Raw genomic sequence first — 26,393 nt, forward strand, 5'->3', positions numbered from 1 at the left:
GACAAAAGCGCGGCACCTTGTCAATTTCCGCGCCATGACAAATCCGGCATTCGCACCCTTCACCTTCAACACCACCCCGCAGATCGTTTTCGAGAACGGCGTCGCGGGACGTATCGGCGGCCTGCTCGCGCGCAAGCTTGGCAAGTCAGTCCTGTTCGTCACCGATCCCGGCCTGCGCTCCCTCGGCCTGTGCGATCCCGCGATCGCCTCGCTGGAAGCGGAAGGCGTGACGGTGAGCGTCTTCGACAAGGTCGAGGCCGATCCGCCGCTGAAGACCCTGACGGCCGCGGTAGAGGCCGGCCGTTCGGCGGGCGCCACCGGCGTCGTCGGCTTCGGCGGCGGCTCCTCGCTCGACGTCGCCAAGCTCGCCGCGCTGCTCGTCGGCTCGGGCGAGGACCTCGACCAGGCCTGGGGCGTCGGCAACGCGAAGGGCCCGCGCCTGCCGCTGGCGCTGGTGCCGACCACCTCCGGCACGGGTTCCGAGGTCACGCCCGTCTCCATCATCACCGTCGGCGAGGAGGAAAAGCGCGGCGTCTCCTCGCCCGTCATCCTGCCCGATGTCGCCGTCCTCGATCCGGAACTGACGCTCGGCCTGCCGCCGTCCATCACCGCCGCCACCGGTATCGACGCCATGGTCCACGCCATCGAGGCCTACGCCTCGAAGAGCGCCAACAACAACCCGCTGTCGCGCGCGCTGGCCCGCCAGGCGCTGCAGCTTCTCGGCGCCAACATCGAGACCGCGGTGAACGACGGCAAGGACATCGCCGCGCGCGGCGCCATGCTGCTCGGCTCCATGCTCGCCGGCCAGGCCTTCGCCAACTCGCCGGTCGCCGCCGTCCATGCGCTCGCCTATCCCATCGGCGGCACCTTCCACGTGCCGCACGGGCTCTCGAACGCGCTGGTCCTGCCGCACGTGCTGCGTTTCAACGCCCCGCAGGCCGCGCATCTCTACGCCGAGATCGCCGCCGACGCCTTCCCGCACCTTGGCGCCGAGGAAGGAACCCAGGGACGCTGCGCCGCCTTCATCGAGGCGCTGGCCGCCCTGTCGGCCCGCGTCGGCCTCCAGCCGCGCCTGCGCGACGTCGGCATCGGCGAGGAGCATCTGGCGAAGATGGCGGCCGACGCGATGAAGCAGACGCGCCTCCTGGTCAACAATCCCCGTGACGTCGCCGAGACCGACGCGCTGGCGATCTACCGGGCCGCCTGGTGAGCGACCGCCCAGCCCCCTCCGACCGTTCGGCCTACCGCGCCTTCCGCACGATCCATACGCGCTGGATGGACAACGACGTCTATGGCCACATGAACAACGTCGTCCATTATTCGCTTTTCGACACCGCCGTGAACGGCTGGCTGATCGAGAAGGGCGTGCTCGACATTCGCGGCGGCGACCAGATCGGGCTCGTGGTGGAGACCGGCTGCCGCTACTTCTCCGAAATGGCCTTCCCCGACGTAGTCACGGCCGGGCTTCGTGTCGCGCGGCTCGGCAGTTCGTCGGTCCGCTACGAGGTTGGCCTCTTCCGCAACGACGAGGACATCGCGGCGGCGGAGGGCTTCTTCGTCCATGTCTACGTTGATGCACACACCCGCCGCCCCAGGCCGCTGGGCGATGCCCTGCGCGCCGCGCTCGAGGAGCTTTGCGGATGAGTTCGCCGGAAGAACGCCTGGTGACGCTCGAGGCGCTCTGCGCCGAACAGGAGCGCACCATCGAGGAACTGTCGGGCCAGATCGCCGAGCAGTGGAAGACCATCGACGGGATGCGCAGGAAGCTCGAAGTCCTGACCGAGCGCTTCCTGGCGGTCGAGGAGCGCACCGCGCCCGACGTGCCGGTCACCAAACCGCCGCACTGGTAGCGGTCCGGCACGATTTTTCCGCACCGGCATCGACCGGGCAGTTCCCAGCGAAGCCGCAATGGCCTAGAATTTCGCCCGGGACGAGCTTCAATCCGGGTGTCAGGGATGAGCAGCGAAGGCGACCGCATCGAGCGCGCGGGCGACTACATCATGGGCCGCATGAGCCAGGCGGAGCGTGAGCGCGCCGAACGCGACCTCGAGCGCGACCCGAAGTTCCGCGAAACCGTGATCCGCCTTGCCGAACGCCTTCGGTCAGGCACCCACGCGGACCAGGGCGATCTCTGGCGTTCGGTGCAGGATGCCATCGCCGGCCTGCCACAGATGCGCGACGCCGCTCTCGCACAGCCTGCCGAGCGTAGCCCCCAACCCATGTCCGGCTCCTCGACCCAGGCCCCGCTCGGCGGCTGGCGGGGAGCCGCGCTCATCGCCGCTCTGGCGGCGGTCGGCGGCGCGGGCTACGTGGCCGGAGACCGGTTCTCCGGCCCGGCCGACCCCATCGCGCTGGTGCGGCTCTCGGACGCCGTGGGAAACATCGCCGGCATTCTCGAAATTACCGAAAGCGACGATCTGCGCTTCCTGCCGCTCGACATGGACCTGCCGACCGAAGGGCGGGTGCTGCAGTTGTGGACGCGTTTCGACGAGGCGACCGGACCGGTGCGGCTCGGAACCGTATCGCATGCGGGGCCGCTGCGCTGGCGCGGTCCCCATCTACCGCCGCCGCAGCCCGGCCAGTCCTACAGTGTCACGGCCGCCACACCGGCCGAGGCGGCGCTCGACCGCCCCGGAGGCGAGACGCTCTTCCAGGGCACCGCTCAGACGCTGCCGCGCCCCTGACCGGGCCCGGGCGCCCGCGAAGGGTCAGGTCTGCCAGTCCGGCACCTTCTGCCGCCGCACCAGCGGGATAAGGCACAGGATCCCGGCGACCGACAGCACCGCCAGGAACCAGCCGAAGCCCGGCCAGCCGAAGTTCGAGATGACGTAGCCGGCGATCGGCGGGCCGATGAGGGTTCCGATGCCGCCCGATTGTGCCACGAGGCCGATCCCCACCGCCACCGATCCGCCCGCCGGAACCACCGAGGGAACGCTGGCGAACAGGCACGATGCGATGACGCCCCCGGCGATCGAGAACACGACGGCGGCCCCGGTCGCGAGTGCCGGGTTCGAGGAGGAGAAGAACGGCACCGCCGCCGTCGCGCTGACGGCGAAAGCGGCCGCGGTCAGAAAGGCGGTGAAGCGCGCGTCGCGTCCCTCAACCAGGAAGCCGGCCAGGATGTTGCCGAAGGGGACCAGCAATGCCACGACCCCGGCTGAGAGCAGGATCGCCCCCTCTTCGTTGGCGAATTTCGGCAGGAAGCTGAAGAAACCGAGCGACAGGATCACGTAGGCGCCGAACGCCGCCGCGATCGCCCCGACTTTGGGCGTGAACGTGGCGGAGAGCGGTGCCGCGCGGTCGCCCCGTTTCGCCGCGTGGCCGATCGGTTCGAGGCCGAAGGCGAACAGCGCGGCCGCGAGCGCAAGCCCGGCGAAGGCGAGCGCGATCGTCAGGAGATAGATCTGCGGCGCAAGCGAGGGCAGCATGGCGGCGGCCGAGAAATCCGCCACGGCGTAGCCGAGCGGCACGAAACCGCCCCAGATCGCCAGCGCCGGCGCCTTCAGCCGCGGCGGCGCCAGCGCGGCCAGCAGGGCGGGGGTGGCGATCACGATCACCAGATAACCGATCGCCTCGACCAGCCGGCCGGCGAGGACAAGCGCAGGCGATTGCGACAGGGCCAGGATGACCCCGCCCAGTGCCAGCGCGGCCGAGGACGCGACGAAGGAGGCATACATGCCCGCCCTGTCGATCGCGAAGGCGGCCGGCAGGGCGGCGAGCGCGACGAAGACCCCGAGCGTCGAGGTCAGCCAGCCGACCGTCACCAGCGTCAGTCCGGCTTCCGCCTGGTACCAGCCGACGAGGGGCGCGATCTTGCCGAGCTGGGCGCCGGCGAGAATCCCGGCGAGCAGAAGCAGGAAAAGGGCTGAAAGGCGGCGGGCGTTTCCGGTCATGATGCTCCGAGCTTTTCGTCCTCTGCGGCGCTTGAGCATATCTCCCGAGAAAAAAACAGTTCTCGGGAAAACGACATGCACAAGAGCGGAAACTTGAAGCGCGGCAAGCGATTCTGAAGGATCGCGACGCCGCCTTGGGCCTCCGGAAACGTCCACACCACTCGGACGAATGTCTGCGCGGACGGTAACCATTCGGTGTCGCGCCGTCCGCGAGCCGTCCGATGGGAGGCTGGCCGAAAAAACAAATCCGCCGGGCGATGCCCGGCGGATCGTCGTTTCCGCTGGTTGCGGAAATCAGTACGGGCAGGAATTGTCCGACATGTAGTCGTGCACCTCGATCGTGCCGGCGATGATGTCGGCCTTGGCCTTCTCCGCGGCGTCGATCATCTCCTGGGTGACGAGATCCTTGTTGTTGTCGTCCATGGCGTAGCCGACGCCGTCCTCGGCGAGGCCCAGGCTGTTGAAGCCGTAGGTGAACTGGTCGTTCTTGGCGTCCATGAAGGCGTTGTAGACCGCCACGTCGACGCGCTTGACCATCGAGGTCAGGACGTGACCCGGCTGCAGGCCGTTCTGGTTGGAATCGACGCCGATGCCGAGCTTGCCCGCGTCGGCCGCTGCCTGGAGCACGCCCACGCCGGTGCCGCCGGCCGCGGCGTAGATCACGTCCGCGCCCTGGTCCATCTGCGACTTGGCGATCTCGCCGCCCTTCGTCGGGTCGTTCCAGGCCGCCGGGGTGTCGCCCGTCATGTTCTGGATCACCTCGGTCGCGCCGGCCGCCTTGGCGCCGCCGACATAGCCGCAGCCGAACTTGCGGATCAGCGGGATGTCCATGCCGCCGATGAAGCCGACCTTGTCGGTCTCGGAAGCCATCGCCGCAAGCACGCCGACGATGTAGGAACCTTCCTGTTCCTTATAGACGACGGAACGGACGTTCGGCGCATCGACGACCATGTCGATGATGGCGAAGTCCGTGTCGGGATACTCGGGAGCGATCTTTTCCAGTGCCGCGGCCCAGGAGAAGCCGGCCATGACGATCGGGTTGCGGCCGTCGTCGGCGAAGCGCTGCAGGGCCTGCTCGCGCTGCGCGTCGTTGGAGATCTCGAACTCGACATACTCGACGCCGGTCTCCGACTTGAACTTCTCGGCGCCGTTATAGGCGGCCTCGTTGAAGGATTTGTCGAACTTGCCGCCGAGATCGTAGATGATCGCCGGAGCGATCTCGTCCTGGGCCAGTGCCGGAACGGACATTGCGGTTGCGGCCAGCAGGCCGATGACGAAACGCTTCATATTGATCCACACCCTGTTGGTTTCTTGCGGTTGTTCTTGCGGTCCGTCGCGCGGCACAGTTGACGCGGGACCGGGCAGGGAATGCCCCCGCTCCCGGTCAATGTTGCATGTCGGCGCGCAAAATTCACGCGGAAATTTGACCTTCCGGAAAAGGCGGCTGTCGCCGGCCGCGGGTTACTCCGCGGCCACCGCCGGCGCCGGGCAAGACACGCCCGTGCCCCGCAGCGCGCAATAGCCGCCGGGGTTCTTGCCAAGATACTGCTGGTGCTCGGTCTCGGCGAAGTAGAATTCCGGCGCCTCGGCGATCTCGGTGGTGATCTTGCCGCGTCCGGCCCGGTTGAGCTCCGCCTGGTAGGCGTCGCGCGAGGCCTGCGCCTGTTCGAGCTGCTGCGGCGTCGATGCGTAGATCGTCGACCGGTAGGTCGTGCCGACGTCGTTGCCCTGGCGCATGCCCTGGGTCGGGTCGTGGCTTTCCCAGAAGATCTTCAGGAGGTCGGCATAGGATACCTCCTTGGGACCGTAGACCACCAGCACAACCTCGGCGTGGCCGGTCAGCCCGGTGCAGGTCTCCTGGTAGGTCGGGTTCGGCGTATAGCCGCCCTGGTAGCCGACGGCCGTCACCCACACGCCGGGCGTCTGCCAGAACAGGCGCTCGGCGCCCCAGAAGCAGCCCATCCCGAAATAGGCGGTCTCCAGACCTTCCGGATAGGGGCCGTGGATCGGCCGGTCGTTGACGTAATGCTTCGTCGCCGTCGGAATGGCCTTGTCGCGGCCGCGAAGCGCATCTTCCGGCTTCGGCATGTTCTGTTTCTTGTTCAGAAGGTCACCCAGGAAGAACATTTGGTCGCTCCTTTGTTGGCCTCAGCCGCCGACGTGCCCGAGACGGCCGAGGCGCCGAGAGGGCCTGCGCCCGATGAGATAGAACAGCAGGGACAGCACCAGGAAGACGGCGAAGCCCGGCAGGGTCAGGATCGTCACCACGACCGGATCCCAGATCGCGGGCAGAAGGTATCGCTGCACCATTGCCTGCGCCAGGTTCAGCGTGTCGGGAGAGACAGCGTACCAGCTCGATCCGAGCGGCGTCAGCACGATGTCGTTCGCCGCGACCGACCGGGTCGCATCGATCACCGCCATGATCACGGCGACGGCGAGAGCCAGCACCGAGAACAGTCTGAAGAAGAACCTGATGACTGCCATAGATCCTGCCACCGTCTGCGACGGCACGTCCTTTGGCCCCCGACATATGGCCGCCGCCGTCGCGGTTCAATCGGATCACGATGTTTTGTCAAGCCGCCGGCCGGGTCGGGACGTCCCCCTGGGCCGCGGCACGTCCGGTCCGGTCACCACATTCCCGCCAGTGTTTACTGCCAAGCGGGGCCTTCCGGCGGCGCGTTTCGCCGCAAACTCGTTCGATGGTATCAACGCTCGCGAGCGTGCGCACATTGACCCGTGCACCTCATCGCGATAAGCGCAAGCGTCGATTTTCCCGCTGGAGGCAGGGCGGGACGGCAGGATGGATCGGCGCTTCGCCGGCGGCAGCGGGAAGGAATACATGGCGGACCGGAAATCGAGCTACGGTTATGAGGAACTGCTCGCCTGCGCACGCGGCGAGCTGTTCGGACCGGGCAACGCGCAATTGCCGGCTCCGCCGATGCTGATGTTCGATCGGATCACGGAGATCTCCGAGACCGGCGGCGCGCACGGCAAGGGCTGCATCCGGGCGGAGTTCGACATCAAGCCCGACCTCTGGTTCTTCGCCTGCCATTTCATCGGCAATCCGATCATGCCCGGCTGCCTCGGCCTCGACGCCATGTGGCAGATGACGGGCTTCTATCTCGGCTGGCTGGGTGAGCCCGGCAAGGGCATGGCGCTCTCCACCGGCGAGGTGAAGTTCAAGGGAATGGTCACGCCGTCGGTCAAGCTCGTCGAGTACGGCGTCGACTTCAAGCGCGTCATGCGCGGACGGCTGGTACTGGGCATCGCCGACGGCTGGCTGAAGGCCGACGGAGAGACCATCTACCAGGCAACGGACCTCAAGGTCGGCCTGTCGAAACAGAGCGCGGCCTGATCGGCCATCGATGAGTTCAGGTCGCAGTCGCGGTTCGCAAGGCCGCGCAGCGGGAAGGAGCCCAACATGAGACGCGTCGTCGTGACCGGTCTTGGTATCGTGTCCTCGATAGGCAACAACGCCGATGAGGTGCAGGCGTCCCTGCGCGATGCCCGCTCGGGCATCAGCTTCTCCGATTCCTTTGCCGAGCACGGGTTCCGCTGCCAGGTATGGGGCAATCCCACCCTCGATCCCGCCGAGCTCGTCGACCGCCGCGCCATGCGCTTCCTCTCCAAGGGCGCGGGCTGGAACCATGTCGCCATGGAACAGGCGATCGCCGACGCGGGGCTGGAATCCTCCGACGTCACCAACGAGCGCACCGGCATCATCATGGGGTCCGGCGGACCCTCGACGAAGACGATCGTCGAAGCCGCCGAAACCACGGTCAAGAACGGCAGCCCCAAGCGCATCGGCCCCTTCGCCGTGCCCAAGGCGATGTCGTCGACCGCCTCGGCGACGCTCGCCACCTGGTTCAAGATCCACGGCGTGAACTATTCGATCTCGTCGGCCTGCTCCACCTCGGCGCATTGCATCGGCAATGCCTACGAGCTCATCCAGTGGGGCAAGCAGGACGTCGTCTTCGCCGGCGGCCACGAAGACCTCGACTGGACCATGTCGAACCTCTTCGACGCCATGGGCGCCATGTCGTCGAAGTTCAACGACCGTGCCGCGGTCGCCTCGCGCGCCTACGACATCGCGCGCGACGGTTTCGTCATCGCCGGCGGCGCGGGCGTGCTGATCCTCGAAGAGCTGGAGCACGCCAAGGCGCGCGGCGCGAAGATCTACGCCGAAATCGTCGGCTACGGCGCCACCTCCGACGGCTACGACATGGTCGCGCCGTCCGGGGAGGGCGCCGTCCGCTGCATGAAGCAGGCCATCGCCACCGTCGACGGAAAGGTCGACTACATCAACACCCACGGCACCTCCACGCCGGTCGGCGACCAGCGCGAGATGGGCGCCGTGCGCGAGGTGTTCGGCGACGAAATCCCGCACATCTCCTCCACCAAGTCGCTGACGGGCCATTCGCTCGGCGCCGCCGGCGTGCAGGAATCGATCTACTCCATCCTCATGATGCAGGGCGGCTTCATCGGCGAGAGCGCCCATATCGAGGAACTCGATCCCGAGTTCGAGGGCCTGCCGATCGTGCGCAAGCGGATCGACGATGCCAGGATCGATACCGTCCTTTCCAACTCGTTCGGCTTCGGCGGAACGAACGCGACCCTCGTGTTCCAGCGCTACGCATAGGACTTTTCCGTCATGCAGGACCTGATGAAAGGCAAGCGCGGGCTCGTCATGGGCGTCGCGAACGACCATTCGCTCGCCTGGGGCATCGCCCGGCGCCTGCGCGAGCAGGGCGCCGAGATGGCCTTCACCTACCAGGGCGAGGCCTTCGGTCGCCGCGTGAAGCCGCTGGCGGAGGAAGTCGGCGCGAAGCTGATCCTGCCTTGCGACGTCGAGGACGGCGCTTCCATCGATTCCGTCTTCGACGCCCTGAAGACCGAGTGGGGCGGCATGGATTTCATCGTCCATGCGATCGGCTTCTCGGACAAGAACGAGCTCAAGGGCCGCTACGCCGACACCACGCGCGAGAACTTCGTGCGCACCATGGTGATCTCGTGTTTCTCCTTCACCGAGGTGGCACGCCGGTCGGCGGAGCTGATGCAGTCCGGCGGCGCGATGCTGACCCTCACCTATGCCGGCTCGATGCGCGTCATGCCGAACTACAACGTCATGGGCGTCGCCAAGGCTGGCCTCGAGGCGAGCGTCCGCTATCTCGCCAACGATTTTGGGCCCGGCGGCATCCGCGTCAACGCGATCTCCGCCGGCCCCGTGCGCACGCTCGCCGGCGCCGGCATCAGCGACGCGCGCCACATGTTCTCCTACCAGGCGCGCAATTCGCCGCTGCGCCGCACGGTCAACATCGACGAGGTCGGCGGATCGGCGCTCTACCTGCTTTCGGATCTCGCGAGCGGCGTCACCGGCGAGGTCCACTACGTCGACAGCGGCTATCACATCGTATCGATGCCGGTGCTCGATCAGTTGAAGAAGCTGGAATGACCGTCAAAAAAGGCCGTTTCGTAGAATTTTAGGATTCGCGGAACCGAATCTTCAAAGTTCCTCCGCTAGGGTGCATGTGCAAGTGAAAGGCATTTTGCAGATGCAGCCAGTGAAGAATCCGAATCGGTCGCCGCTTTTCAGGTTGATCACGATCGCCAGTGCGGGTCTGGGCAGCCTGATCATCGGGCTGTGGGCGTTCGAGCTCGGACTTGGCGGGAACCTGCGGGAAATGCCCCCGCAGATGATCGGCGGCGTCATCGCCGCGCTTTGCGCCCTGGCGGCCGCCGGTACCGCGCTTTCCTTCTTCGCGGGCGTGGACGAATCCGCCAGCTTCGTCTTCCAGGAAACCCAGGTCGACAAGCTCTCCGGCTTTCATTCCCGCACCGCCATGATCGGCAAGATCGCCGAAGCCGCCATCGCGACCGTGCGCAGCGGCGAACCCGTCTACATGATCGACGTCGACATCGACCGGTTCAAGCAGATCAACGATGCGATCGGCTACAGCCAGGGCGACCAGCTCATTCGCGCCTTTTCGCGCCGGCTGAAGAAGAGCCTTCCCGACGGTGTCGTCCTGGGGCGCATCGGCGCCGGCGAGTTCGCCGTTCTCGTGCCGGAAAGCAAGGTCGTGGATCGCATCGACCGGATGATCGACCGGCTCATCGACGAGATGACCAAGCCCTACCGCCTTCCCACGCACCAGCAGACGGTCAACCTGTCGGCCGGCCTGGTGGCGCTGCCGAAGGACGGAAACGACCCGGTCATGCTTCTTCGCCGCTCGAACCTCGCGCTCCAGAACGCGCGCGCCTCCGGCATCGGCGGCTGGGCAGTGTTCAGCTCCGAGATGGGACAGGTGGCCGAGCACCGCCAGTGGATCGAGTCCGAACTGCACGCGGCCTTCCAGCGTGGCGATTTCGACCTTCACTACCAGCCGCAGATGGACCTCATGAAAGGCCGCATCGTCGGCTATGAGGCGCTGCTGCGCTGGAACCACCCCGAGCGCGGCGCAATCTCCCCGATGGAATTCGTGCCGATCGCCGAGGAAACCGGCATGATCGGCCCGATCGGCGAATGGGTGCTGCACAAGGCCTGCGAGGACGCCAGGATCTTGCCGGACGACTGCTTCGTCGCGGTCAACATCTCGCCCGTCCAGTTCATGACCAAGGATTTCGTCCGCTACGTCCGTTCCGTTCTCGAAAAGACCGGCCTCGACGCCAGCCGTCTCGAGCTGGAAGTCACCGAGACGGCGATGATGCAGGACAAGGAGCGCGCCGCCGCGATCCTGCGCGAGCTCTCCGAACTCGGCATCTCGGTCGCCGTCGACGATTTCGGCACCGGCTATTCCAACCTGTCCTACCTGATGGACTTCACCTTCCAGAAGCTGAAGATCGACAAGTCCTTCGTCAGCCGCATCGAGAAGGACAATGGCGGCGCCGTCGTCTCGACGATCGTCGGGCTGTCGCGGGCGCTCGGCGTCCACACCATCGCCGAGGGCGTGGAGACGGAGGACCAGGCGACGCTGCTGCGTGCTGCCGGTTGCGACGTCTTCCAGGGCTATCTCTACGGAAAGCCCGCGCCGCTCGTCATCCGCGACGGCGAGGCGATCGAAGTGCGGCGCGTAGCAGTGCACTGAGCGCCGGAGCTTGTCTCCCGAAAGCGCCGCGCCGAAACATCGCGACGCCTTTCACGTCAGCGCTTCGCCCACAACACCTTGAATCGGTCGTCGCGGCAGGTTTCGCCGGAGGCGGCAAAACCGCTGGCCAGCGCCGCCTCGTAGGGCAGCCCCCGGTTCGCCACCAGGAATAGACGCCCTCCCGGTTTGAGCGCCGCCGACGCGGCGCGGATCATCCCCTGGCCGATCCCCGGTTCCGCCGCCCTTCCCTGATGGAACGGCGGGTTCATCACGATGAAATCGTAATTCCGCTCCACCTTCTCCTGCAAGAGGTCGCGCCAGAAGAAGCCCTTCGGTAAGGACGCTCCGGCCTCTGCAAGATTCCGTTTGGCCGCCTCCAGCGAAGCGAAGTCCACCTCGAAGAGATCGAGCCCCGTGATCCCGCCGTCGCGCGCCAGCACCTCGCTCGAAAGATAGCCCCATCCCGCGCCGAAATCGGCGACGCGGCCGGCGATCGTCAGCGGCAGGTTTTCCGCCAGCAGCCGCGACGCCGGATCGATCCGGTCGTGCGAGAACATGCCGGGCGCGGTGTGGAAGCGACCCTCCACGAGCGTCGGGTCGGGATCGCGCATGAGATCCGACCCTTCAAGGTCGGCGTCCGCCGGCCGGGAGAACCAGAAGACCACCCCGTGATGCTTCGACAGGCGGTCGATCGTCACTTCGCCGGAAACGCGCTTTCGAAAACTGTCCACGCCGTCCTGTTTGGTACCGGCAACCGCGATCGTCGCGCCGGGCCTCGTCCTGCCCAAGGCCTCGCGCAGCCAGGCTTCGTTTTGGCCCCTGTGCCGGTCGAGAAGGATCAGCGCCAGGTCGTAGTCCCGTCCCTCCGCCTCAGGCCGCACGTTGGCGCCTTCCCGCTTCAGCGCCAGGAAATCCGGACGAAATCCCTGCACGGCATCGAGGTGCGAACCGAAGTCGGAGGGCGGTCGAAAGCCGGGAGCGGCTCCAAGGAAGATGGCGCGCGTCCCCGCCGGGGCGGCGAGCGCTTCGGTCTCGAAGGGATGAAAGAGGGTCTTGGAAGCAGTGCCGGACATGCGGGGCCTGTCAATGAAAACGGGCGCGCCCAAAGGCGCGCCCGCTGGAAACTCTCGTCTCGTGAAGCCTCAGGCGGCGTCTTCTTCGCCGTCCTGGCGCTTCTCGCGGACGATCTCCTTGCCGGTCTCCTGGTCGACGACCTTCATGGAGAGGCGGACCTTGCCGCGCTCGTCGAAGCCCATGAGCTTCACGAACACCTTCTGGCCTTCCTTCACCACGTCGGTGGTCTTCTGGACGCGCTCCGGCGCCAGCTGCGAGATGTGCACGAGGCCGTCCTTCGGGCCGAAGAAGTTGACGAAGGCGCCGAAGTCGGCGGTCTTGACGACCGTGCCCTCGTAGATCTCGCCCACTTCCGGCTCCGCCACGATGGTGTGGATCCACTTCTTCGCCGCCTCGATCTCCTTGGCGTTCGAAGAGGCGATCTTCACCGTGCCGTCGTCCTCGATGTTGATCTTGGCGCCGGTCTTCTCGACGATCTCGCGGATGACCTTGCCGCCCGAGCCGATCACGTCACGGATCTTGTCGGTCGGGATGTTCATCACCTCGATGCGCGGGGCGAATTCGCCCAGTTCCGAACGGCCCTCGGTGATCGCGTTGGCCATCTCGCCGAGGATGTGCTCGCGGCCGCCACGGGCCTGGTCGAGCGCCACTTTCATGATCTCCTCGGTGATGCCGGAGATCTTGATGTCCATCTGCAGCGACGTGATGCCGCCCGTCGTTCCGGCCACCTTGAAGTCCATGTCGCCGAGATGGTCCTCGTCGCCGAGGATGTCGGACAGCACCGCGAAGCGCTCGTCTTCCTTGATCAGGCCCATGGCGATGCCCGCCACCGGCTTGGCCAGCGGAACGCCGGCATCCATCAGCGCCAGCGAGGTGCCGCAGACGGTCGCCATCGAGGACGAGCCGTTGGACTCCGTGATCTCGGAGACCACGCGCAGCGTGTAGGGGAACTGGTCCGCGGCCGGAAGCATCGGACGGATGGCGCGCCAGGCGAGCTTGCCGTGGCCGATCTCGCGGCGCCCGGGCGAACCCATGCGGCCGGTCTCGCCCACCGAATAGGGCGGGAAGTTGTAGTGCAGGAGGAAGGTCTCCTTGTAGGTGCCGGTGAGGGCATCCACGAACTGCTCGTCCTCGCCGGTGCCGAGCGTGGCGACCACGATCGCCTGCGTCTCGCCGCGGGTGAACACCGCCGAGCCGTGCGTGCGCGGCAGGACGCCCACTTCCGAGACGATCGGGCGGACCGTCTTGAGGTCGCGGCCATCGATGCGCGAACCGGTGTCGAGGATGTTCCAGCGCACGATCTTGGCCTGGAGTTCCTTGAACACGGTGCCGATCTGCTCGGACGTCCACTTGGCGTCCTCACCCTCGGCCGGCGCGAACGCCGCCTTCACCTTCGCCTTCACCGCGTCGACGGCGGCGTAGCGCTGCTGCTTGTCGACATTCTTGTAGGCGGCGCGAAGCTCGTCCTCGGCGATCTTCAGCATCTCGGCTTCGAGTTGCGAATAGTCCGGAGGCGTGAAGTCGCGCGGCTCCTTGGCCGCCACTTCGGCCAGCTTGATGATCGCGTCGATCACCGGCTGGAACGCCTTGTGGCCGAACATGACAGCGCCGAGCATCACGTCTTCCGACAGTTCCTGGGCTTCGGATTCCACCATCAGCACGGCGTCGGAGGTGCCGGCCACGACGAGGTCGAGCTTGGATTCCGGCATTTCGTCGATGTGCGGGTTGAGCACGTACTCGCCGCCGATGAAGCCGACACGGGCGCCGCCGATCGGACCCATGAAGGGTACGCCCGACAGCGTGAGGGCCGCCGAGGTGGCCACGATCGACAGGATGTCGGGATCGTTCTCGAGGTCGTGCTGCAGCACGGTGCAGACGATCTGCGTGTCGTTCTTGTAGCCGTCGGCGAAGAGCGGACGGATCGGCCGGTCGATGAGACGCGAGGTCAGCGTCTCCTTCTCGCTCGGACGGCCTTCGCGCTTGAAGAAGCCGCCGGGGATCTTGCCGGCCGCGAAGGTCTTTTCCTGGTAGTTGACGGTCAGCGGGAAGAAGTCGAGGCCGGGCTTCGGCTCCTTCATCGACACGACGGTGGCGAGCACGACGGTCTCGCCGTAGGTGGCGAGCACCGCGCCGTCAGCCTGGCGCGCGATCTTGCCGGTTTCGAGGATGAGCGGACGGCCGCCCCATTCGATTTCCACTTTGTGGTGATTGAACATGTTTCGTCTTTCATATGCGGAAAGGGGCCGCGCTCGTTCGGCGCGGGCAGCCTTTCCCCCTTGGCAGCGTTCGGGCCGAGCCACGGGCAAGACAACGGGAGGTCCGGAATGGGGCGCTCGTCGCGCGCTCCGGGCATCCTGCAATCCTGCCCCATGACCGGTCCATGGGCGGTTTCCGCGACAGCCACGTCTCTTCGGAAACCGGGCGGGCCTCGTTCGTCTCGGCCCGGATGGTCGGCCGGCGGCGCCCCTTTCGGAACGCCGCCGGCCGGATGGTTCTAGCGACGCAGTCCGAGTCTCTCGATCAGCGTCTGGTAGCGCCCCTGGTCCTTCCTCTTCAGGTAGTCGAGGAGGGAGCGGCGCTGGGAGACCAGCTTCAGGAGGCCGCGCCGGGAATGGTTGTCCTTGGCATGGCCCTTGAAGTGTTCGGTCAGATTCTTGATGCGCTCCGACAGGATGGCGACCTGGACTTCGGGCGAACCCGTGTCGCCCGTCGCGGTCGCGTATTCCTTGAGCAGTTCCTGCTTGCGCTCGGCAGTAATCGACATCGTGTTCCTTTCTGTCTGTATCAGGAAAAGGTCGCCCACGGCCGGGATGTCGTCCAGCGGGGGCCGGGTACACATGGCGCGAAAAAAGCGCGATGTGCGGCGCATATAGTGCAAAACGGGCGCGAATGCCAGCGGTAAAACCTGGCGGACCTGACCGTGAGTGGCGGGCCTCCGCGTCCGCGGGCCGATGCCGGTTCAGTGGCCTTGGTCTTCCTCGCATTTCAGGTACGGGTCGAAGACCCACCCTTCCGAATTGTCGTCTGCAACGCGTTCCACCGCGTACCAGACTTTTCCGTTGTGCTTCTTCTCCTCGTACGGCCGGACGCGCACGCCATTGGTCCACGTGCCCAGTATCGAGCCGTTGGGTTCCTCGCGGATATTGAGCGGCGTGCCGGTCGGATCCGCCACGGTGCAGATCTTGCCCATCTCGTCTTCGCCACCGCACCGCAGGTAGGCGCCGAAGACCCACCCCCACGCTTCCGCATACTTCGCCACGAGGGCCCAGCGCTTTCCGTCGTGATCGCGGTGCTCGATCACCTCCACCATCGAGCCCTTCTTCAGGCTCGACAGGATCTTTCCGTTCGGGCCTGCCCGGACGTTGAGCGGCGTTCCGGTCGGATCGACCACCGTGCAGACCGGCGCGCCGCCGCAAGCCAGTGCTGAACCGGCGGGAATCCCACACGAAAGCACCAGTATCGCACCGGCGATGAGGAGTTTGGTCATGGCGGTAGGTTTCCTGGGAGGAGGAAGAGCGGGCTCGTCGAGTCCCGCCCGTTGCCGCAGCGGCGTCCTCCCTTACAGCCACTTCTTCCTTCGAAACAGATAAAGCAGCCCCAGCGCGATCGCCGCCATCACCACCAGCGCCATCGGATAGCCGTAGCGCCAGCCGAGCTCCGGCATGTTCCAGGGTGACGCCTCGCGATCGAAGTTCATGCCCCACACGCCGGCCAGGAAGCCCAGCGGGATGAAAATGGTCGAGATGATCGTCAGTACCTTCATCACCTCGTTCATCCGCGTCGAGACGCTGGAGAGATAGAGGTCGAGCAGCCCCATGGCGAGTTCGCGGTAGGTCTCGGTGATGTCGATCAGCTGGATGGCGTGGTCGTAGGTGTCGCGCAGGAAGTGCTGCACGTCCTGCGGAATGATGCCGAGCTCCTCGCGGGTCATGCCCGACAGCATCTCGCGCGCCGGCCACAGTGCGCGCTTGACCACCAGCAGGTCGCGCTTCAGCCCGTGCAGCCGCGTGACGTCCTCCGGCTCGGGGTCCTGGGTGATCTTGTCCTCCAGTTCCTCGAGTTCTTCGCCGATGTTCTCCAGCACGGGGAAATAGGCATCCAGGATCGTGTCGAGCAGCGCGTAGACCAGATACGCCGTCCCGCGCTGGCGCAGGCGTCCGGCCGGCATGTCCAGGCGCTTGCGCACCGGTTCGAGGCAGTCCCCCGGCCGCTCCTGGAAGGTGACGACGTGGCGCTTGTCGAACAGGATGGAGAACTGTTCCTTGGAGGAGACGCTGACCCCGTCGAACATGTGCACAACGATGAGCGCGTGATCCGCGTAGGTATCCACCTTTGGCCGCTGGTTGGTGTTGGCGATGTCCTCGAGCGCCAGCGGGTCGATCGAGAACAGGTCCCCGATCGCTTGGAGGAGGCCGAGGTCGGCCAGTCCGATGACGTCGACCCACACGCGCTTGTCGGAGCGCAGCGCCTGCTCCACCACCGCGACGGGCGCTTCGGGAATGTGTTCGACGGCATCGTTCTCGATGATCGTCAGCCGGACGCTGGTCGGCGAGGCGCCCTCGTCCGGCAGCAGCGTTCCCGGCGGCGAGCCGACCGGCGCGCGGCGTCTGGACACCAGTCTCGACTTGTTCTTCTTCTTCGTCATTCGCGCACTACGGCGCAATTCGCTGCCGTTCGCAAGTCCGCCGCGGCGGAACTGGCATGTCCTTAGCCGACGAAGACACGCTTCGGCTTGAACATCCCAGCCTCCACGGCGCCGATCGCCACCAGCCGCCCGCGCGCGGTCACGCAGGCTTCGTCGGCTTCCGCCGGCGCGTCGCGCCCGCGCACGATTACCGGGTTGCCGAGCCTGATCTTGGTCGCCGCGTCGTCGGAAATGGCGATCTGTGGCAGGCAGTCGAGCGCCGCCCCAGTCTCCACCAGCAGCGCGTCGAGTGGCGCGAACCGCTCCTTCTCGCTGCGCGGATCGTCGATGCGCCCGTCTTCGCCCGCCTCCCCGCGCGGCGCCGCGTCGGCGGCCGCGGCTTCGAGTTCGGGAAGGGTCACCAGGTCTTCCGGCGTGAACGGATCGACCTCGGTCCGCCGCAGCTCCGAGATGTGGCCGTAGCAGCCGAGGTCGCGGCCCATGTCGCGCGCCAGCGAGCGCACGTAGGTGCCCTTTCCGCACTCGACCTCGAACACAGTGCGGCTGTCGTCGGGCCGCTCCACCAGGTCGAGCCGGCCGATCTCGACCTCGCGCGCGGGAATGTCCAGCACCTCGCCTTCGCGGGCGAGGTCGTAAGCCCGCTCGCCGGCGATCTTGATGGCGGAAAACTGCGGCGGCGCCTGCATGATCACGCCGGTGTAGTTCGGCATCACCGCGCGGATTTCCTCTTCCGTCGGCCGCTTGTCCGAGGTCTTCGTCGCTGGCCCCTCGAGATCGTCGGTCAGGCGCTCCTCGCCCCAGGTCACCGTGAACCGGTAGACCTTGGCGCCGTCCATCACGTAGGGCACCGTCTTGGTCGCCTCGCCGAGCGCGATCGGCAGCATGCCGGACGCGAGCGGATCGAGCGTGCCCGCATGCCCGGCCTTGTCCGCCTTGAACAGCCACTTGATCTTGGAGACCGCCTCGGTGGAGCCCATGCCCACGGGCTTGTCGAACACCACCCAGCCCGAGATCGGCCGGCCCTTCTTCTTGCCACGCCGCGCCATCAGTCGTCGTCCTCCTTGTCGAGGTCGCGCGCCACTTCGGGCGAGCGCAGCAGTTCGTCGATCTTGGCCATGTTGTCGAAGCTCGTGTCGAGCCGGAAGCGGAACTCCGGCATCGACCGCATCTGCCGCAGCGCCGGCGAGACGCGCCCACGGATGAACTTCGCATTCTGCGCCAGTGCCTTGATCACCGCCTGCCCGTCCTGCACGCCGAGCGGCGAGACATAGGCCGTCGCGATCTTGAGATCGGGCGACATCCTGACCTCGGTGATGGAGATCACGGTGCTGGCAATCACGTCGTCGATCACCTCGCCGCGCGTCAGCACGTCGGATAGCGCATGGCGAACCTGCTCGCCGACGCGAAGCTGGCGCTGAGAAGGGCCGGAACCGGAAGATGACATCGTTTTGTAAATCCCGAAGCGCGCGGCAAGGGATCGAACCGCGCCGCGCGTCTGAGTGGTTGGATGGGGCGGCGCCCGCCGCCCCGTTCGTTTGCCGGCTTAGCGCCTACAGCGTCCGCGTCACCATCTCGACGCGGAAGCACTCGATGATGTCGCCTTGGCGGATGTCCTCGTAGTTCTGGAAGGCCATGCCGCACTCCTGTCCGGCGGGCACTTCGGGAACCTCGTCCTTGAACCGCTTCAGCGTCTTCAGCGTGCCTTCGTGGATCACCACGTCGTCGCGGATCAGGCGCACGCCCGCGCCGCGCTCCACCTTGCCTTCGGTGACGCGGCAGCCCGCGACCTTGCCGGTCTTGGTGATGTTGAAGACCTCGAGGATCTCCGCATTGCCGAGGAAGGTCTCGCGGCGTTCCGGCGACAGGAGGCCCGACATCGCCGCCTTCACGTCATCCACCAGGTTGTAGATGATGTTGTAGTAGCGAATCTCGATCCCGGCATGCTCGGCCGCGTCGCGCGCCTGCTTGTTGGCGCGCACGTTGAAGCCGATCATCGCCGCGCCGGAGGTCTCCGCCAGCGACACGTCGCTCTCGGTAATGCCGCCGGCGCCCGAATGGACGATGCGCGCGCGCACCTCGTCGGTGCCGAGCTTGTCGAGCGCGGCCACGATCGCTTCCACCGAGCCCTGCACGTCGCCCTTGATGACCAGCGGGAATTCCTTAAGCCCCGAGGTCTGCAGCTGCGACATCATCTGCTCGAGCGAGCCGCGCTGGCCGGCATGCTTGGCCACCGCCTTCTCGCGTGCCAGGCGCTGGCGGTATTCGGTGATCTCGCGGGCCCGTGCCTCGCTTTCCACCGTCGCGAAGCGGTCGCCCGCCTGCGGCGTGCCCTGGAGACCCAGCACCTCGACCGGCGTGGAGGGACCCGCTTCCTTGATCTGCTCACCCCGGTCGTTGACCAGCGCGCGCACCTTGCCCCACTCGTTGCCGGCCACGATGATGTCGCCGGGCATGAGCATGCCCGTCTGCACCAGCACGGTGGCGACCGGGCCGCGGCCCTTGTCGAGCTTGGCCTCGATGACCACGCCTTCCGACGTACGCTCCGGATCGGCCTTCAGGTCCAGCAGTTCGGCCTGCAGCAGGATCGCCTCGAGCAGCTTGTCGAGGTTGGTCTTCTTGGTCGCGGAAACCTCGACGTCGAGCACCTCGCCGCCCATGGATTCGACGAACACCTCGTGCTGGAGGAGTTCGGTGCGAACCTTCTGCGGGTTGGCGTCCGGCTTGTCGATCTTGTTGATCGCCACGATGATCGGCACACCCGCCGCCTTGGCGTGGCTGATGGATTCGATCGTCTGCGGCATCACGCTGTCGTCGGCCGCGACCACCAGGATGGCGATATCGGTCGCCTGCGCGCCGCGGGCGCGCATCGCCGTGAAGGCGGCGTGGCCGGGCGTGTCGATGAAGGTGATCTTCTGGCCGCTCTTTTCCACCTGGTAGGCGCCGATGTGCTGGGTGATGCCTCCGGCCTCGCCCGAAACAACGTTGGCCTCGCGGATGGCATCGAGCAGCGACGTCTTGCCGTGGTCGACGTGGCCCATGATGGTGACGACCGGCGGACGCCGTTCCTGGTTCTCCGGCTTGTCGGCGATGTTGAACAGCCCTTCCTCGATGTCGGATTCAGCAACGCGCTTGACCGTGTGGCCGAATTCCGATGCCACGAGTTCGGCCGTATCGGCGTCGATCAGGTCGCCGGGCTTCATGATCTGGCCCTGCTTCATGAAGTACTTGACGACGTCCACCGCCCGCTCGGCCATGCGGCTGGCGAGATCCTGGATGGTGATCGTCTCGGGCAGCGTCACCTCGCGGGAGATCTTCTCGCGCGGTTCCTGGTGCATGCCGCGCTTGAACTTCTCCTGGCGGCGGCGCATGGCCGACAGCGAGCGTCCGCGCGCCTCGTCGCCCGACAGGGCGCTGTTGAGCGTCAGCTTGCCGCGGCGCCGGTCGTCCTCGCGTCCGCGGCTCGGACGCGCGGCCTCCGGTGTCGGGATCCGCTTGGGCGGCAGGCCGGGCTTGGTCTTGCTCTTCACCACCTCGGGCTCGTCGGCCACTTCCGGTCCGGCCGGGGGCGTGCGGCGGCGCGCCTCTTCCTCGGCGCGGCGCCGGGCTTCGGCCTCGCGCTGCAGGCGCTCTTCTTCCTCGGCCTGCCGGCGCGCCGATTCCTCGCGCTCCTTGCGGCGGCGTTCTTCTTCCTCGTTGCGGCGCAGCGCGTCTTCCTGGGCGCGCTTGCGCTCCTCGATCTCGCGATGGCGCGATTCCTCGAGGGCGCGGCGCCGCGCTTCGATCTCCTCGCCGGAGAGGTCGTTCAGCACCACGCCCGAGCGATCCGTCTGTGCCGGGCCGCGCGGGGTCTCGCGCTGCGGCTGCGGCTGGCGCGCCACCGGTGCCTGCGGCTGCGGTGGCGGCGGCGCGGGGCGCGCGGCGGCTGGCTGCGGACGCGGGTTGAGCGTCAGCGGCGCCTGCTCCTGGCGTTCGCCCGGCATGGAGAACTTGCGTTTCTTGGTCTCGACGACGACGGACTTCGTCCGCCCGTGCGAGAAGTTCTGGCGCACGGTTCCCTGCTCGACTCCCGGCCGCTTCAGGGTCAGGGTCTTCTTCGTGTTCACGGTCAGCGTCTTGTCGTCGCCCGATTTCGTATCCGTCATTCCGTATCCTTGTTAGGCGCCGTCTGTGCCGGCGGGCCGTCAATTGCCGCCCGGCCATCCGGGGAGCCGCCCCGGTAACGGTCAAGCGCAACCACGCGCCTGAAAGCCGCCTTGCCCGCGTCCTGCGCGAGCACGGCAGCATGTATCACATTTGTGGCCCCGAATGCCAAACCCATTTCGGCCTCCGAAAGGAGTTTGTAGGCCTGGATATCCGGACCGCCCAGATGGACGGTCGCCGTGCGTGCCTGGGAGAGCTTGCGAATGCCGTCCTCGGCCGCTTCCCTGGCATGAAGAACGACGAGAGCCTTCCCGGAGCGGATGGCGGCATCCGTCTTGGCTGCGCCCAATGCCACGGCACCGGCCTTGCGCGCAAGCCCGAGCGCCCCCAGCAGGGATTTCGTCAGCAGCCCGTCGACCAGCCCCGCGAGGTCCCGGTCGACGTTCACCTCCGCCTTGAGCGCGCGCCGGAAGAGGTTCTTGCGAGCCGCTTCCTCGACGCGGGCCCGCTCAGCGGTGACCCAGCATCCGCGTCCCGGCAGGTTCCTCTTCAGGTCCGGCACGACCGACATGTCGGGACCCGCGACGAAGCGGATCAGGCCTTCCGGCTCGCCCGCCCGGCGCGTCACGATGCATGTGCGTTCGGCCATCTCGTCCAAACAACTCTCCGGTCAGCCGCCGTACCATCTTCCGGCTCAGGCTTCGGCCGGCTGTTCTTCCAGTTCGGCCTCGTCGGCATCCCCCGCGAGGTCGTCCTCGGTGATCCAGCCCGCCTTCAGGCGAGCGGCGAGCACCATCTGCTCGGCGTCGGCGCGGCTCACCCCGTGCTCCGAAAGCACGCCGGGGAACATCTTGGTCTCGCCGTCCTTGCGCTCCTTCCAGCCGACGATGTCGTCGACCGCGTAGCCGGCGAAGTCCTCGACCGTCTTCACGCCGTCTTCGCCGAGCGTCACCATCATGGCGGTGGTCACGCCGGGCACCTCACGCAGCTCGTCCTCGACGCCCAGCTCGCGCCGCTTGGCGTCGTGCTCGGCCTCGATGCGCTCGAGATATTCCCGCGCGCGTGCCTGGATCTCCGACGCCGTGTCCTCGTCGAACCCGTCGATCGACGCGATCTCGTCGGCGTCGACGTAGGCGACTTCCTCCACGGAGGTGAAACCTTCGGACGCCAGGACCTGACCGACCATCTCGTCGACGTTCAGGGCATCCATGAACAGGTTGGAGCGTTCCACGAACTCCTTCTGACGGCGCTCGCTCTCCTCCTGCTCGGTGAGGATGTCGATGTCCCAGCCCGTCAGCTGCGAGGCCAGGCGCACGTTCTGTCCGCGCCGGCCGATCGCAAGTGACAGTTGGTCATCGGGAACGACGACTTCAATACGTTCGGCATCCTCGTCGAGCACCACCTTGGCGACTTCGGCCGGCTGCAGCGCGTTGACGATGAAGGAGGCCGCGTCGTGCGACCACGGGATGATGTCAATCTTCTCGCCCTGCAATTCGCCGACAACCGCCTGCACGCGGCTGCCGCGCATGCCCACGCACGCGCCGACCGGATCGATCGACGAGTCGCGCGAGATCACCGCGATCTTGGCGCGCGAACCCGGGTCGCGGGCGACCGACTTGATCTCGATGATGCCGTCGTAAATTTCCGGCACTTCCATCTGGAACAGCTTGGCCATGAACTGCGGATGCGTGCGCGAGAGAAAGATCTGCGGACCGCGCTGCTCGCGGCGCACGTCGTAGACATAGGCGCGCACGCGGTCGCCATACTTGTAGTTCTCGCGCGGGATCAGCTCGTCGCGGCGGATGATCGCCTCGCCGCGGCCGAGATCGACGATCACGTTGCCGTATTCGACGCGCTTGACCGTGCCGTTGATGATCTCGCCGATGCGGTCCTTGTACTCGTCGTACTGCCGGTCGCGCTCGGCCTCGCGCACCTTCTGCACGATCACCTGCTTGGCCGACTGCGCCGCGATGCGGCCGAAATCCATCGGCGGCAGCTGCTCGGCGATGAAGTCGCCGACCTGTGCGTCCGGGTTGCGGTCGCGCGCGTCGCGCAGCGAGATCTGCCGGCCGAACTCCTCGACCTCCTCGACCACCTCCATCAGGCGCTGCAGCTTCATCTCGCCCGTGGTCGGGTTGATGTCGGCGCGGATGTTGGTCTCCTGACCGTAGCGCGAGCGCGCCGCCTTCTGGATCGCGTCGGCCATCGCCGCGATGACGATGCCCTTGTCGATCGATTTCTCGCGGGCCACGGCGTCCGCGATCTGCAGAAGCTCCAGCCGGTTTGCACTGACTGCCATGATGGTCTCCCTTGCTTCGCCCCGGCGCTCCGGCCGCGCTGCGAATTCAGTCCTGCGTTTGTTGTTCGTCCTCGCCGTCCGGCTCTTCGCCGCGGCGTTTCTTGCGTTCCTGGCGCGCCTTCTTGTCCTTCTGGAGCGCCTCGCGCACGAGGTCGTCCGTCAGCACCAGCCTTGCCTCCGAGATGAGATCGAACGGGATGCGCACCACCAGCTCGTCGCCGTAGCTCGCCTGGTCGCGCTCGATCACCACCTCGGTGTCGTTCGCCTCGGCGATCTTGCCGCGGAACCGCTTCTTCTCGGCCACCGGCATCGAGGTCTCCAGCTTGGCCAGGTGCCCGGCCCAGTGGCTGAAGTCGCTCTTGCGCACCAGCGGCCGGTCGATGCCGGGCGAGGAGACCTCCAGGTGATAGGCCTTGTCGATCACGTCCTCGACGTCGAGCAGCGGCGACACGGCGCGGCTCACCTCCTCGCAGTCCTCGACCGTCATCGTGCCGTCGAGGCGCTCGGCCATGATCTGCAGGGTGAGCCCGTTCTGTCCCGACAGCCGCACCCGCACCAGCCGGTATCCCATCGAGCGCAGCAGCGGCTGGATGAGCAGTGCCACGCGCTGGTCGGTTCCGGTTTCGCGGATGATGCGGTCGTCCGCCTCGGTCGTCTGGTCCGTCATTCCCGTGCGTATGTCTCCGGAAGGGCCGCGCGGGTAACAAAAAAGAGCGGGACCGGGTGGACCCACTCTTGCGCCGTACGACCAAGAATTTGATCGCTATATACCGGTTCCCGCGAAGGATTTCAAGAAGCTTGAGACGCCCCGGCGCCAGAGCCCACCGTCAGCCGCCCGCCAGACCCTTTCCCGCCTCCACGACGAACCCGTTCCCGCGGCCCGTTTCCCCGGCCACGTATTGATCTCGACCGGTGGAACGAATATATCGTGTGGCTGGCATATTGCGCGATCCATCGGGTCCGCGGGGCACGAGACACTGGAAGACCTTCTTATGGAAGAGACAATGGCAGGCATCGTCGGCAGGGTGCGCGAGGCGGGTCTGCGCCCGACCCGGCAGCGCGTCGCGCTGGCGGACATGCTCTTCGCCAAGGGCGACCGTCACATCTCCGCCGAGGAGCTGCACGAGGAAGCCGTGCAGGCAGGCGTCCCCGTGTCGCTGGCCACCGTCTACAACACGCTGCACCAGTTCACCGAGGCCGGCATGCTGCGCATCCTGGCCGTCGAGGGCGCCAAGACCTATTTCGACACCAACACCTCCGACCACCACCATTTCTACGTCGAGGGCGCCAACACCGTGATCGATATCGCCAACGGCCCGGTCACCGTGCACAACCTGCCCGAGCCGCCCGAGGGCATGGAGATCGTCAACGTCGACATCGTTGTGCGCCTGCGCCCCAAGACCGCGCGCTGACACCCGAATCTTCCGCGACCACGAAAAAAGCCGCCCGCGAGGCGGCTTTTTCATGTCCACACCGACAGGACCGGCGTGGCGAAGCGCCTCAGTCCTCGACAGTCTCGCCCGGATAGACCCCCCACACCAGCGACTGCTCGATCCAGCCGTCGTAGCCGGCGAAGCTCATGCGGCACCATTTGCCGTCGCAGGCCTTCACCGTGCCCATCACGCCCGGCTGCAGCTTGGCCACCACGCGCGCGTCCTCCTGCGGCTTGGCCAGCAGCGGGATCTCGATCTGCTTGCCCTGCTGCCAGGGCGCGGCCAGCGCGGTGCGCTTGCCCGAAAGCAGCGACTGGTTGATCCAGCCCTCCGCGCCCTCGGCGTCGCGCACGCGGCGCCAGGTGTCGTATTCCTGCACGATCTCCATCGGCAGGCCCGACTTCAGGTACATCCAGTCGACCGAGTAGTTCAGCCCCGGCCCGATCCTCAGGTTCACCTTGCTGGCCTTGAGGCTGACGAAGCGCGGCAGCGGCAGGCCGCTGGGGCCGAGCGTCACCGGCTCGGCGCCGGCCGCCGCATGGGCCGGCGGCGCGCCCTGGGGGCTGAGGAGAAGTGCAGCGGCCAGCGCCAGCGGGGCGGCGGCCATGCGGAAGGCACAGGGAAGGGACACGATACGAACCTCGACTTCCATGTCACGCCGGTCCGGCGGCCGGACCTCGGCGATCCCGTTTTTCTTTGTCTTGGCCCGGCCCTGTTGCTAGAGAGGGCGAGGGCCGTTCACAGGGTTTGGATTATCGCCCGTCTTGGTTAAAGAGGTCTCAACAGGACCCGGAAACGAGGAAATCATGGCGGGCAAGAAGAAGCCTCTCGTCGTCATCACGCGCAAGCTGCCCGACCCGGTCGAGACGCGCATGCGCGAGCTGTTCGACGCCCGGCTCGTCGTCGACGACCGTCCCATGACCCAGCCCGAGCTCGTCGCAGCCGTGCGGCAGGCCGACGTCATCGTGCCCACCATCACCGACCGCATCGACGCCGCGCTCATCGAGCAGGCCGGGCCGAACCTCAAGCTCATCGCCAATTTCGGCAATGGCGTCGAGCACATCGACGTCGACGCCGCGGCGAAGAAGGGCATCACCGTCACCAACACGCCCAACGTCCTCACCGAGGACACGGCCGACATGACCATGGGCCTGATCCTCACCGTGCCGCGCCGGCTGATCGAGGGTGCGGGCATGCTCACCAAGGAAGGCGGCAAGTGGTCCGGCTGGTCGCCCACCTGGATGCTCGGCCGCCGCATCTGGGGCAAGCGGCTCGGCATCGTCGGCATGGGCCGCATCGGCACCGCGGTGGCGCGCCGCGCCAAGGCCTTCGGCCTGTCGATCCACTATCACAACCGCAAGCGCGTGGCCCCCGCCATCGAGGACCAGCTGGAGGCGACCTGGTGGGAAAGCCTCGACCAGATGCTCGCCCGCATGGACATCATCTCGGTCAACTGCCCCTCCACCCCGGCCACCTTCCACCTCCTGTCGGCGCGCCGGCTGGCGCTGATGCAGCCCTCGGCCTACGTCGTCAACACCGCGCGCGGCGACATCATCGACGAGGCGGCGCTGATCCAGATGGTCCAGGACGGTCGCCTCGCCGGCGCCGGGCTGGACGTCTTCGAGCACGAGCCGGCGATCAACCCCAAGCTGGTAAAACTCGCCGCCCAGGGCAAGATCGTGCTGCTCCCCCACATGGGCTCCGCCACCATCGAGGGCCGCGTCGACATGGGCGACAAGGTCATCATCAACATCCGCGTCTGGGCCGATGGGCATCGGCCCCCGGACAGGGTTCTGCCGCACAGGGGGTGAGGGAGGACGCTTCGTT

26 protein-coding genes are annotated in these 26,393 nt (G+C 66.7%); 10 read left to right on the forward strand and 16 right to left on the reverse strand.

Annotated features, from left to right (window positions below; all coding sequences use genetic code 11):
• Positions 1 to 34 precede the first annotated feature (34 nt).
• The 4 genes from BSQ44_RS02975 to BSQ44_RS26480 all read left to right on the forward strand — a co-directional run bounded on the left by BSQ44_RS02975 (position 35) and on the right by BSQ44_RS26480 (position 2,684).
• Positions 35 to 1,210, forward strand: a complete 1,176-nt coding sequence (locus tag BSQ44_RS02975) for an iron-containing alcohol dehydrogenase (RefSeq protein ID WP_072601871.1) — start codon at positions 35 to 37, stop codon at positions 1,208 to 1,210.
• Positions 1,207 to 1,644 (forward strand): acyl-CoA thioesterase, encoded by a 438-nt coding sequence (locus BSQ44_RS02980; protein WP_072601872.1) that lies wholly within the window; start codon positions 1,207 to 1,209, stop codon positions 1,642 to 1,644. Before BSQ44_RS02975 ends, BSQ44_RS02980 begins: the two co-directional genes overlap by 4 nt.
• Positions 1,641 to 1,850 carry a SlyX family protein gene (locus tag BSQ44_RS02985; protein WP_072601873.1) on the forward strand — a complete coding sequence of 70 codons (210 nt, stop codon included), beginning with the start codon at positions 1,641 to 1,643 and terminating at the stop codon, positions 1,848 to 1,850. Before BSQ44_RS02980 ends, BSQ44_RS02985 begins: the two co-directional genes overlap by 4 nt.
• 105 nt (positions 1,851 to 1,955) lie before the next feature.
• A complete protein-coding gene (locus tag BSQ44_RS26480; protein ID WP_072601874.1) occupies positions 1,956 to 2,684 on the forward strand; it encodes an anti-sigma factor domain-containing protein in 729 nt (242 codons plus the stop codon).
• Between the two features lie 24 nt (positions 2,685 to 2,708).
• On the opposite strand, the gene BSQ44_RS02995 is transcribed toward BSQ44_RS26480, so the two are convergent.
• The 4 genes from BSQ44_RS02995 to BSQ44_RS03010 all read right to left on the reverse strand — a co-directional run bounded on the left by BSQ44_RS02995 (position 2,709) and on the right by BSQ44_RS03010 (position 6,377).
• The gene (locus BSQ44_RS02995) at positions 2,709 to 3,893 is read right to left on the reverse strand and encodes an MFS transporter (RefSeq protein ID WP_072601875.1); all 1,185 of its coding nucleotides are present in this window, start codon (positions 3,891 to 3,893) and stop codon (positions 2,709 to 2,711) included.
• Positions 3,894 to 4,187: 294 nt separating this feature from the next.
• On the reverse strand, positions 4,188 to 5,180 hold the full coding sequence (locus BSQ44_RS03000; protein WP_072601876.1) for a BMP family lipoprotein: 993 nt from the start codon (positions 5,178 to 5,180) through the stop codon (positions 4,188 to 4,190).
• A 174-nt stretch (positions 5,181 to 5,354) separates the two neighbouring features.
• Complete coding sequence (msrA, locus tag BSQ44_RS03005; protein WP_072601877.1) at positions 5,355 to 6,020, reverse strand: peptide-methionine (S)-S-oxide reductase MsrA; 666 nt, start codon at positions 6,018 to 6,020, stop codon at positions 5,355 to 5,357.
• A gap of 21 nt (positions 6,021 to 6,041) precedes the next feature.
• The gene (locus tag BSQ44_RS03010; protein WP_072601878.1) at positions 6,042 to 6,377 is read right to left on the reverse strand and encodes a hypothetical protein; all 336 of its coding nucleotides are present in this window, start codon (positions 6,375 to 6,377) and stop codon (positions 6,042 to 6,044) included.
• 355 nt (positions 6,378 to 6,732) lie between these two features.
• Here BSQ44_RS03010 and fabA point away from each other — a divergent pair, with 355 nt between their 5' ends.
• The 4 genes from fabA (at position 6,733) to BSQ44_RS03030 (ending at position 10,975) form a co-directional block, all read left to right on the forward strand.
• Positions 6,733 to 7,248, forward strand: coding sequence for a 3-hydroxyacyl-[acyl-carrier-protein] dehydratase FabA (gene fabA, locus BSQ44_RS03015; protein WP_072607821.1), 516 nt, complete (start codon positions 6,733 to 6,735; stop codon positions 7,246 to 7,248).
• A gap of 66 nt (positions 7,249 to 7,314) precedes the next feature.
• Entirely contained in the window at positions 7,315 to 8,532 is a 1,218-nt protein-coding gene (gene fabB / locus BSQ44_RS03020; protein WP_072601879.1) for a beta-ketoacyl-ACP synthase I, read from the forward strand.
• Between the two features lie 12 nt (positions 8,533 to 8,544).
• The gene (gene fabI / locus BSQ44_RS03025) at positions 8,545 to 9,345 is read left to right on the forward strand and encodes an enoyl-ACP reductase FabI (RefSeq protein WP_072601880.1); all 801 of its coding nucleotides are present in this window, start codon (positions 8,545 to 8,547) and stop codon (positions 9,343 to 9,345) included.
• Between the two features lie 100 nt (positions 9,346 to 9,445).
• A complete protein-coding gene (locus tag BSQ44_RS03030; RefSeq protein ID WP_072601881.1) occupies positions 9,446 to 10,975 on the forward strand; it encodes a putative bifunctional diguanylate cyclase/phosphodiesterase in 1,530 nt (509 codons plus the stop codon).
• A gap of 56 nt (positions 10,976 to 11,031) precedes the next feature.
• Here the strand turns inward: BSQ44_RS03030 and BSQ44_RS03035 are convergent, their stop codons facing one another.
• The 11 genes from BSQ44_RS03035 to rimP all read right to left on the reverse strand — a co-directional run bounded on the left by BSQ44_RS03035 (position 11,032) and on the right by rimP (position 23,800).
• Positions 11,032 to 12,048 (reverse strand): class I SAM-dependent methyltransferase, encoded by a 1,017-nt coding sequence (locus tag BSQ44_RS03035; protein ID WP_072601882.1) that lies wholly within the window; start codon positions 12,046 to 12,048, stop codon positions 11,032 to 11,034.
• 69 nt (positions 12,049 to 12,117) lie between these two features.
• Positions 12,118 to 14,265 (reverse strand): polyribonucleotide nucleotidyltransferase, encoded by a 2,148-nt coding sequence (pnp, locus tag BSQ44_RS03040; RefSeq protein WP_072601883.1) that lies wholly within the window; start codon positions 14,263 to 14,265, stop codon positions 12,118 to 12,120.
• Between the two features lie 278 nt (positions 14,266 to 14,543).
• Positions 14,544 to 14,813, reverse strand: coding sequence for a 30S ribosomal protein S15 (gene rpsO, locus BSQ44_RS03045; RefSeq protein ID WP_072607822.1), 270 nt, complete (start codon positions 14,811 to 14,813; stop codon positions 14,544 to 14,546).
• 195 nt (positions 14,814 to 15,008) lie between these two features.
• Complete coding sequence (locus tag BSQ44_RS03050) at positions 15,009 to 15,536, reverse strand: SH3 domain-containing protein (RefSeq protein ID WP_072601884.1); 528 nt, start codon at positions 15,534 to 15,536, stop codon at positions 15,009 to 15,011.
• A gap of 72 nt (positions 15,537 to 15,608) precedes the next feature.
• Positions 15,609 to 16,694: a magnesium/cobalt transporter CorA gene (gene corA, locus BSQ44_RS03055; RefSeq protein ID WP_072601885.1), complete on the reverse strand. Its 1,086-nt coding sequence runs from the start codon at positions 16,692 to 16,694 to the stop codon at positions 15,609 to 15,611.
• Positions 16,695 to 16,756: 62 nt separating this feature from the next.
• Positions 16,757 to 17,740, reverse strand: a complete 984-nt coding sequence (gene truB / locus BSQ44_RS03060) for a tRNA pseudouridine(55) synthase TruB (RefSeq protein ID WP_072601886.1) — start codon at positions 17,738 to 17,740, stop codon at positions 16,757 to 16,759.
• Entirely contained in the window at positions 17,740 to 18,138 is a 399-nt protein-coding gene (gene rbfA, locus BSQ44_RS03065) for a 30S ribosome-binding factor RbfA (RefSeq protein WP_072601887.1), read from the reverse strand. The genes truB and rbfA overlap by 1 nt, the downstream gene beginning before the upstream one ends.
• A 106-nt stretch (positions 18,139 to 18,244) precedes the next feature.
• A complete protein-coding gene (gene infB, locus BSQ44_RS03070; RefSeq protein WP_072601888.1) occupies positions 18,245 to 20,836 on the reverse strand; it encodes a translation initiation factor IF-2 in 2,592 nt (863 codons plus the stop codon).
• Entirely contained in the window at positions 20,833 to 21,483 is a 651-nt protein-coding gene (locus BSQ44_RS03075; protein WP_114580040.1) for an RNA-binding protein, read from the reverse strand. Before BSQ44_RS03075 ends, infB begins: the two co-directional genes overlap by 4 nt.
• Before the next feature lie 45 nt (positions 21,484 to 21,528).
• Positions 21,529 to 23,133: a transcription termination factor NusA gene (nusA, locus tag BSQ44_RS03080; protein WP_072601890.1), complete on the reverse strand. Its 1,605-nt coding sequence runs from the start codon at positions 23,131 to 23,133 to the stop codon at positions 21,529 to 21,531.
• A 46-nt stretch (positions 23,134 to 23,179) separates the two neighbouring features.
• Positions 23,180 to 23,800 carry a ribosome maturation factor RimP gene (gene rimP, locus BSQ44_RS03085; RefSeq protein WP_072601891.1) on the reverse strand — a complete coding sequence of 207 codons (621 nt, stop codon included), beginning with the start codon at positions 23,798 to 23,800 and terminating at the stop codon, positions 23,180 to 23,182.
• A gap of 337 nt (positions 23,801 to 24,137) precedes the next feature.
• Here rimP and irrA point away from each other — a divergent pair, with 337 nt between their 5' ends.
• A complete protein-coding gene (irrA, locus tag BSQ44_RS03090) occupies positions 24,138 to 24,545 on the forward strand; it encodes an iron response transcriptional regulator IrrA (RefSeq protein ID WP_235633330.1) in 408 nt (135 codons plus the stop codon).
• An 88-nt stretch (positions 24,546 to 24,633) separates the two neighbouring features.
• Here the strand turns inward: irrA and BSQ44_RS03095 are convergent, their stop codons facing one another.
• Complete coding sequence (locus tag BSQ44_RS03095) at positions 24,634 to 25,173, reverse strand: SH3 domain-containing protein (protein WP_114580041.1); 540 nt, start codon at positions 25,171 to 25,173, stop codon at positions 24,634 to 24,636.
• A gap of 199 nt (positions 25,174 to 25,372) precedes the next feature.
• Between BSQ44_RS03095 and BSQ44_RS03100 the strand changes: the two genes are divergently transcribed.
• Positions 25,373 to 26,377: a 2-hydroxyacid dehydrogenase gene (locus tag BSQ44_RS03100; protein ID WP_072601893.1), complete on the forward strand. Its 1,005-nt coding sequence runs from the start codon at positions 25,373 to 25,375 to the stop codon at positions 26,375 to 26,377.
• Positions 26,378 to 26,393 lie beyond the last annotated feature (16 nt).

It is taken from the genome of Aquibium oceanicum (genome assembly GCF_001889605.1).
Taxonomy (GTDB): Bacteria; Pseudomonadota; Alphaproteobacteria; order Rhizobiales; family Rhizobiaceae; genus Aquibium; species Aquibium oceanicum.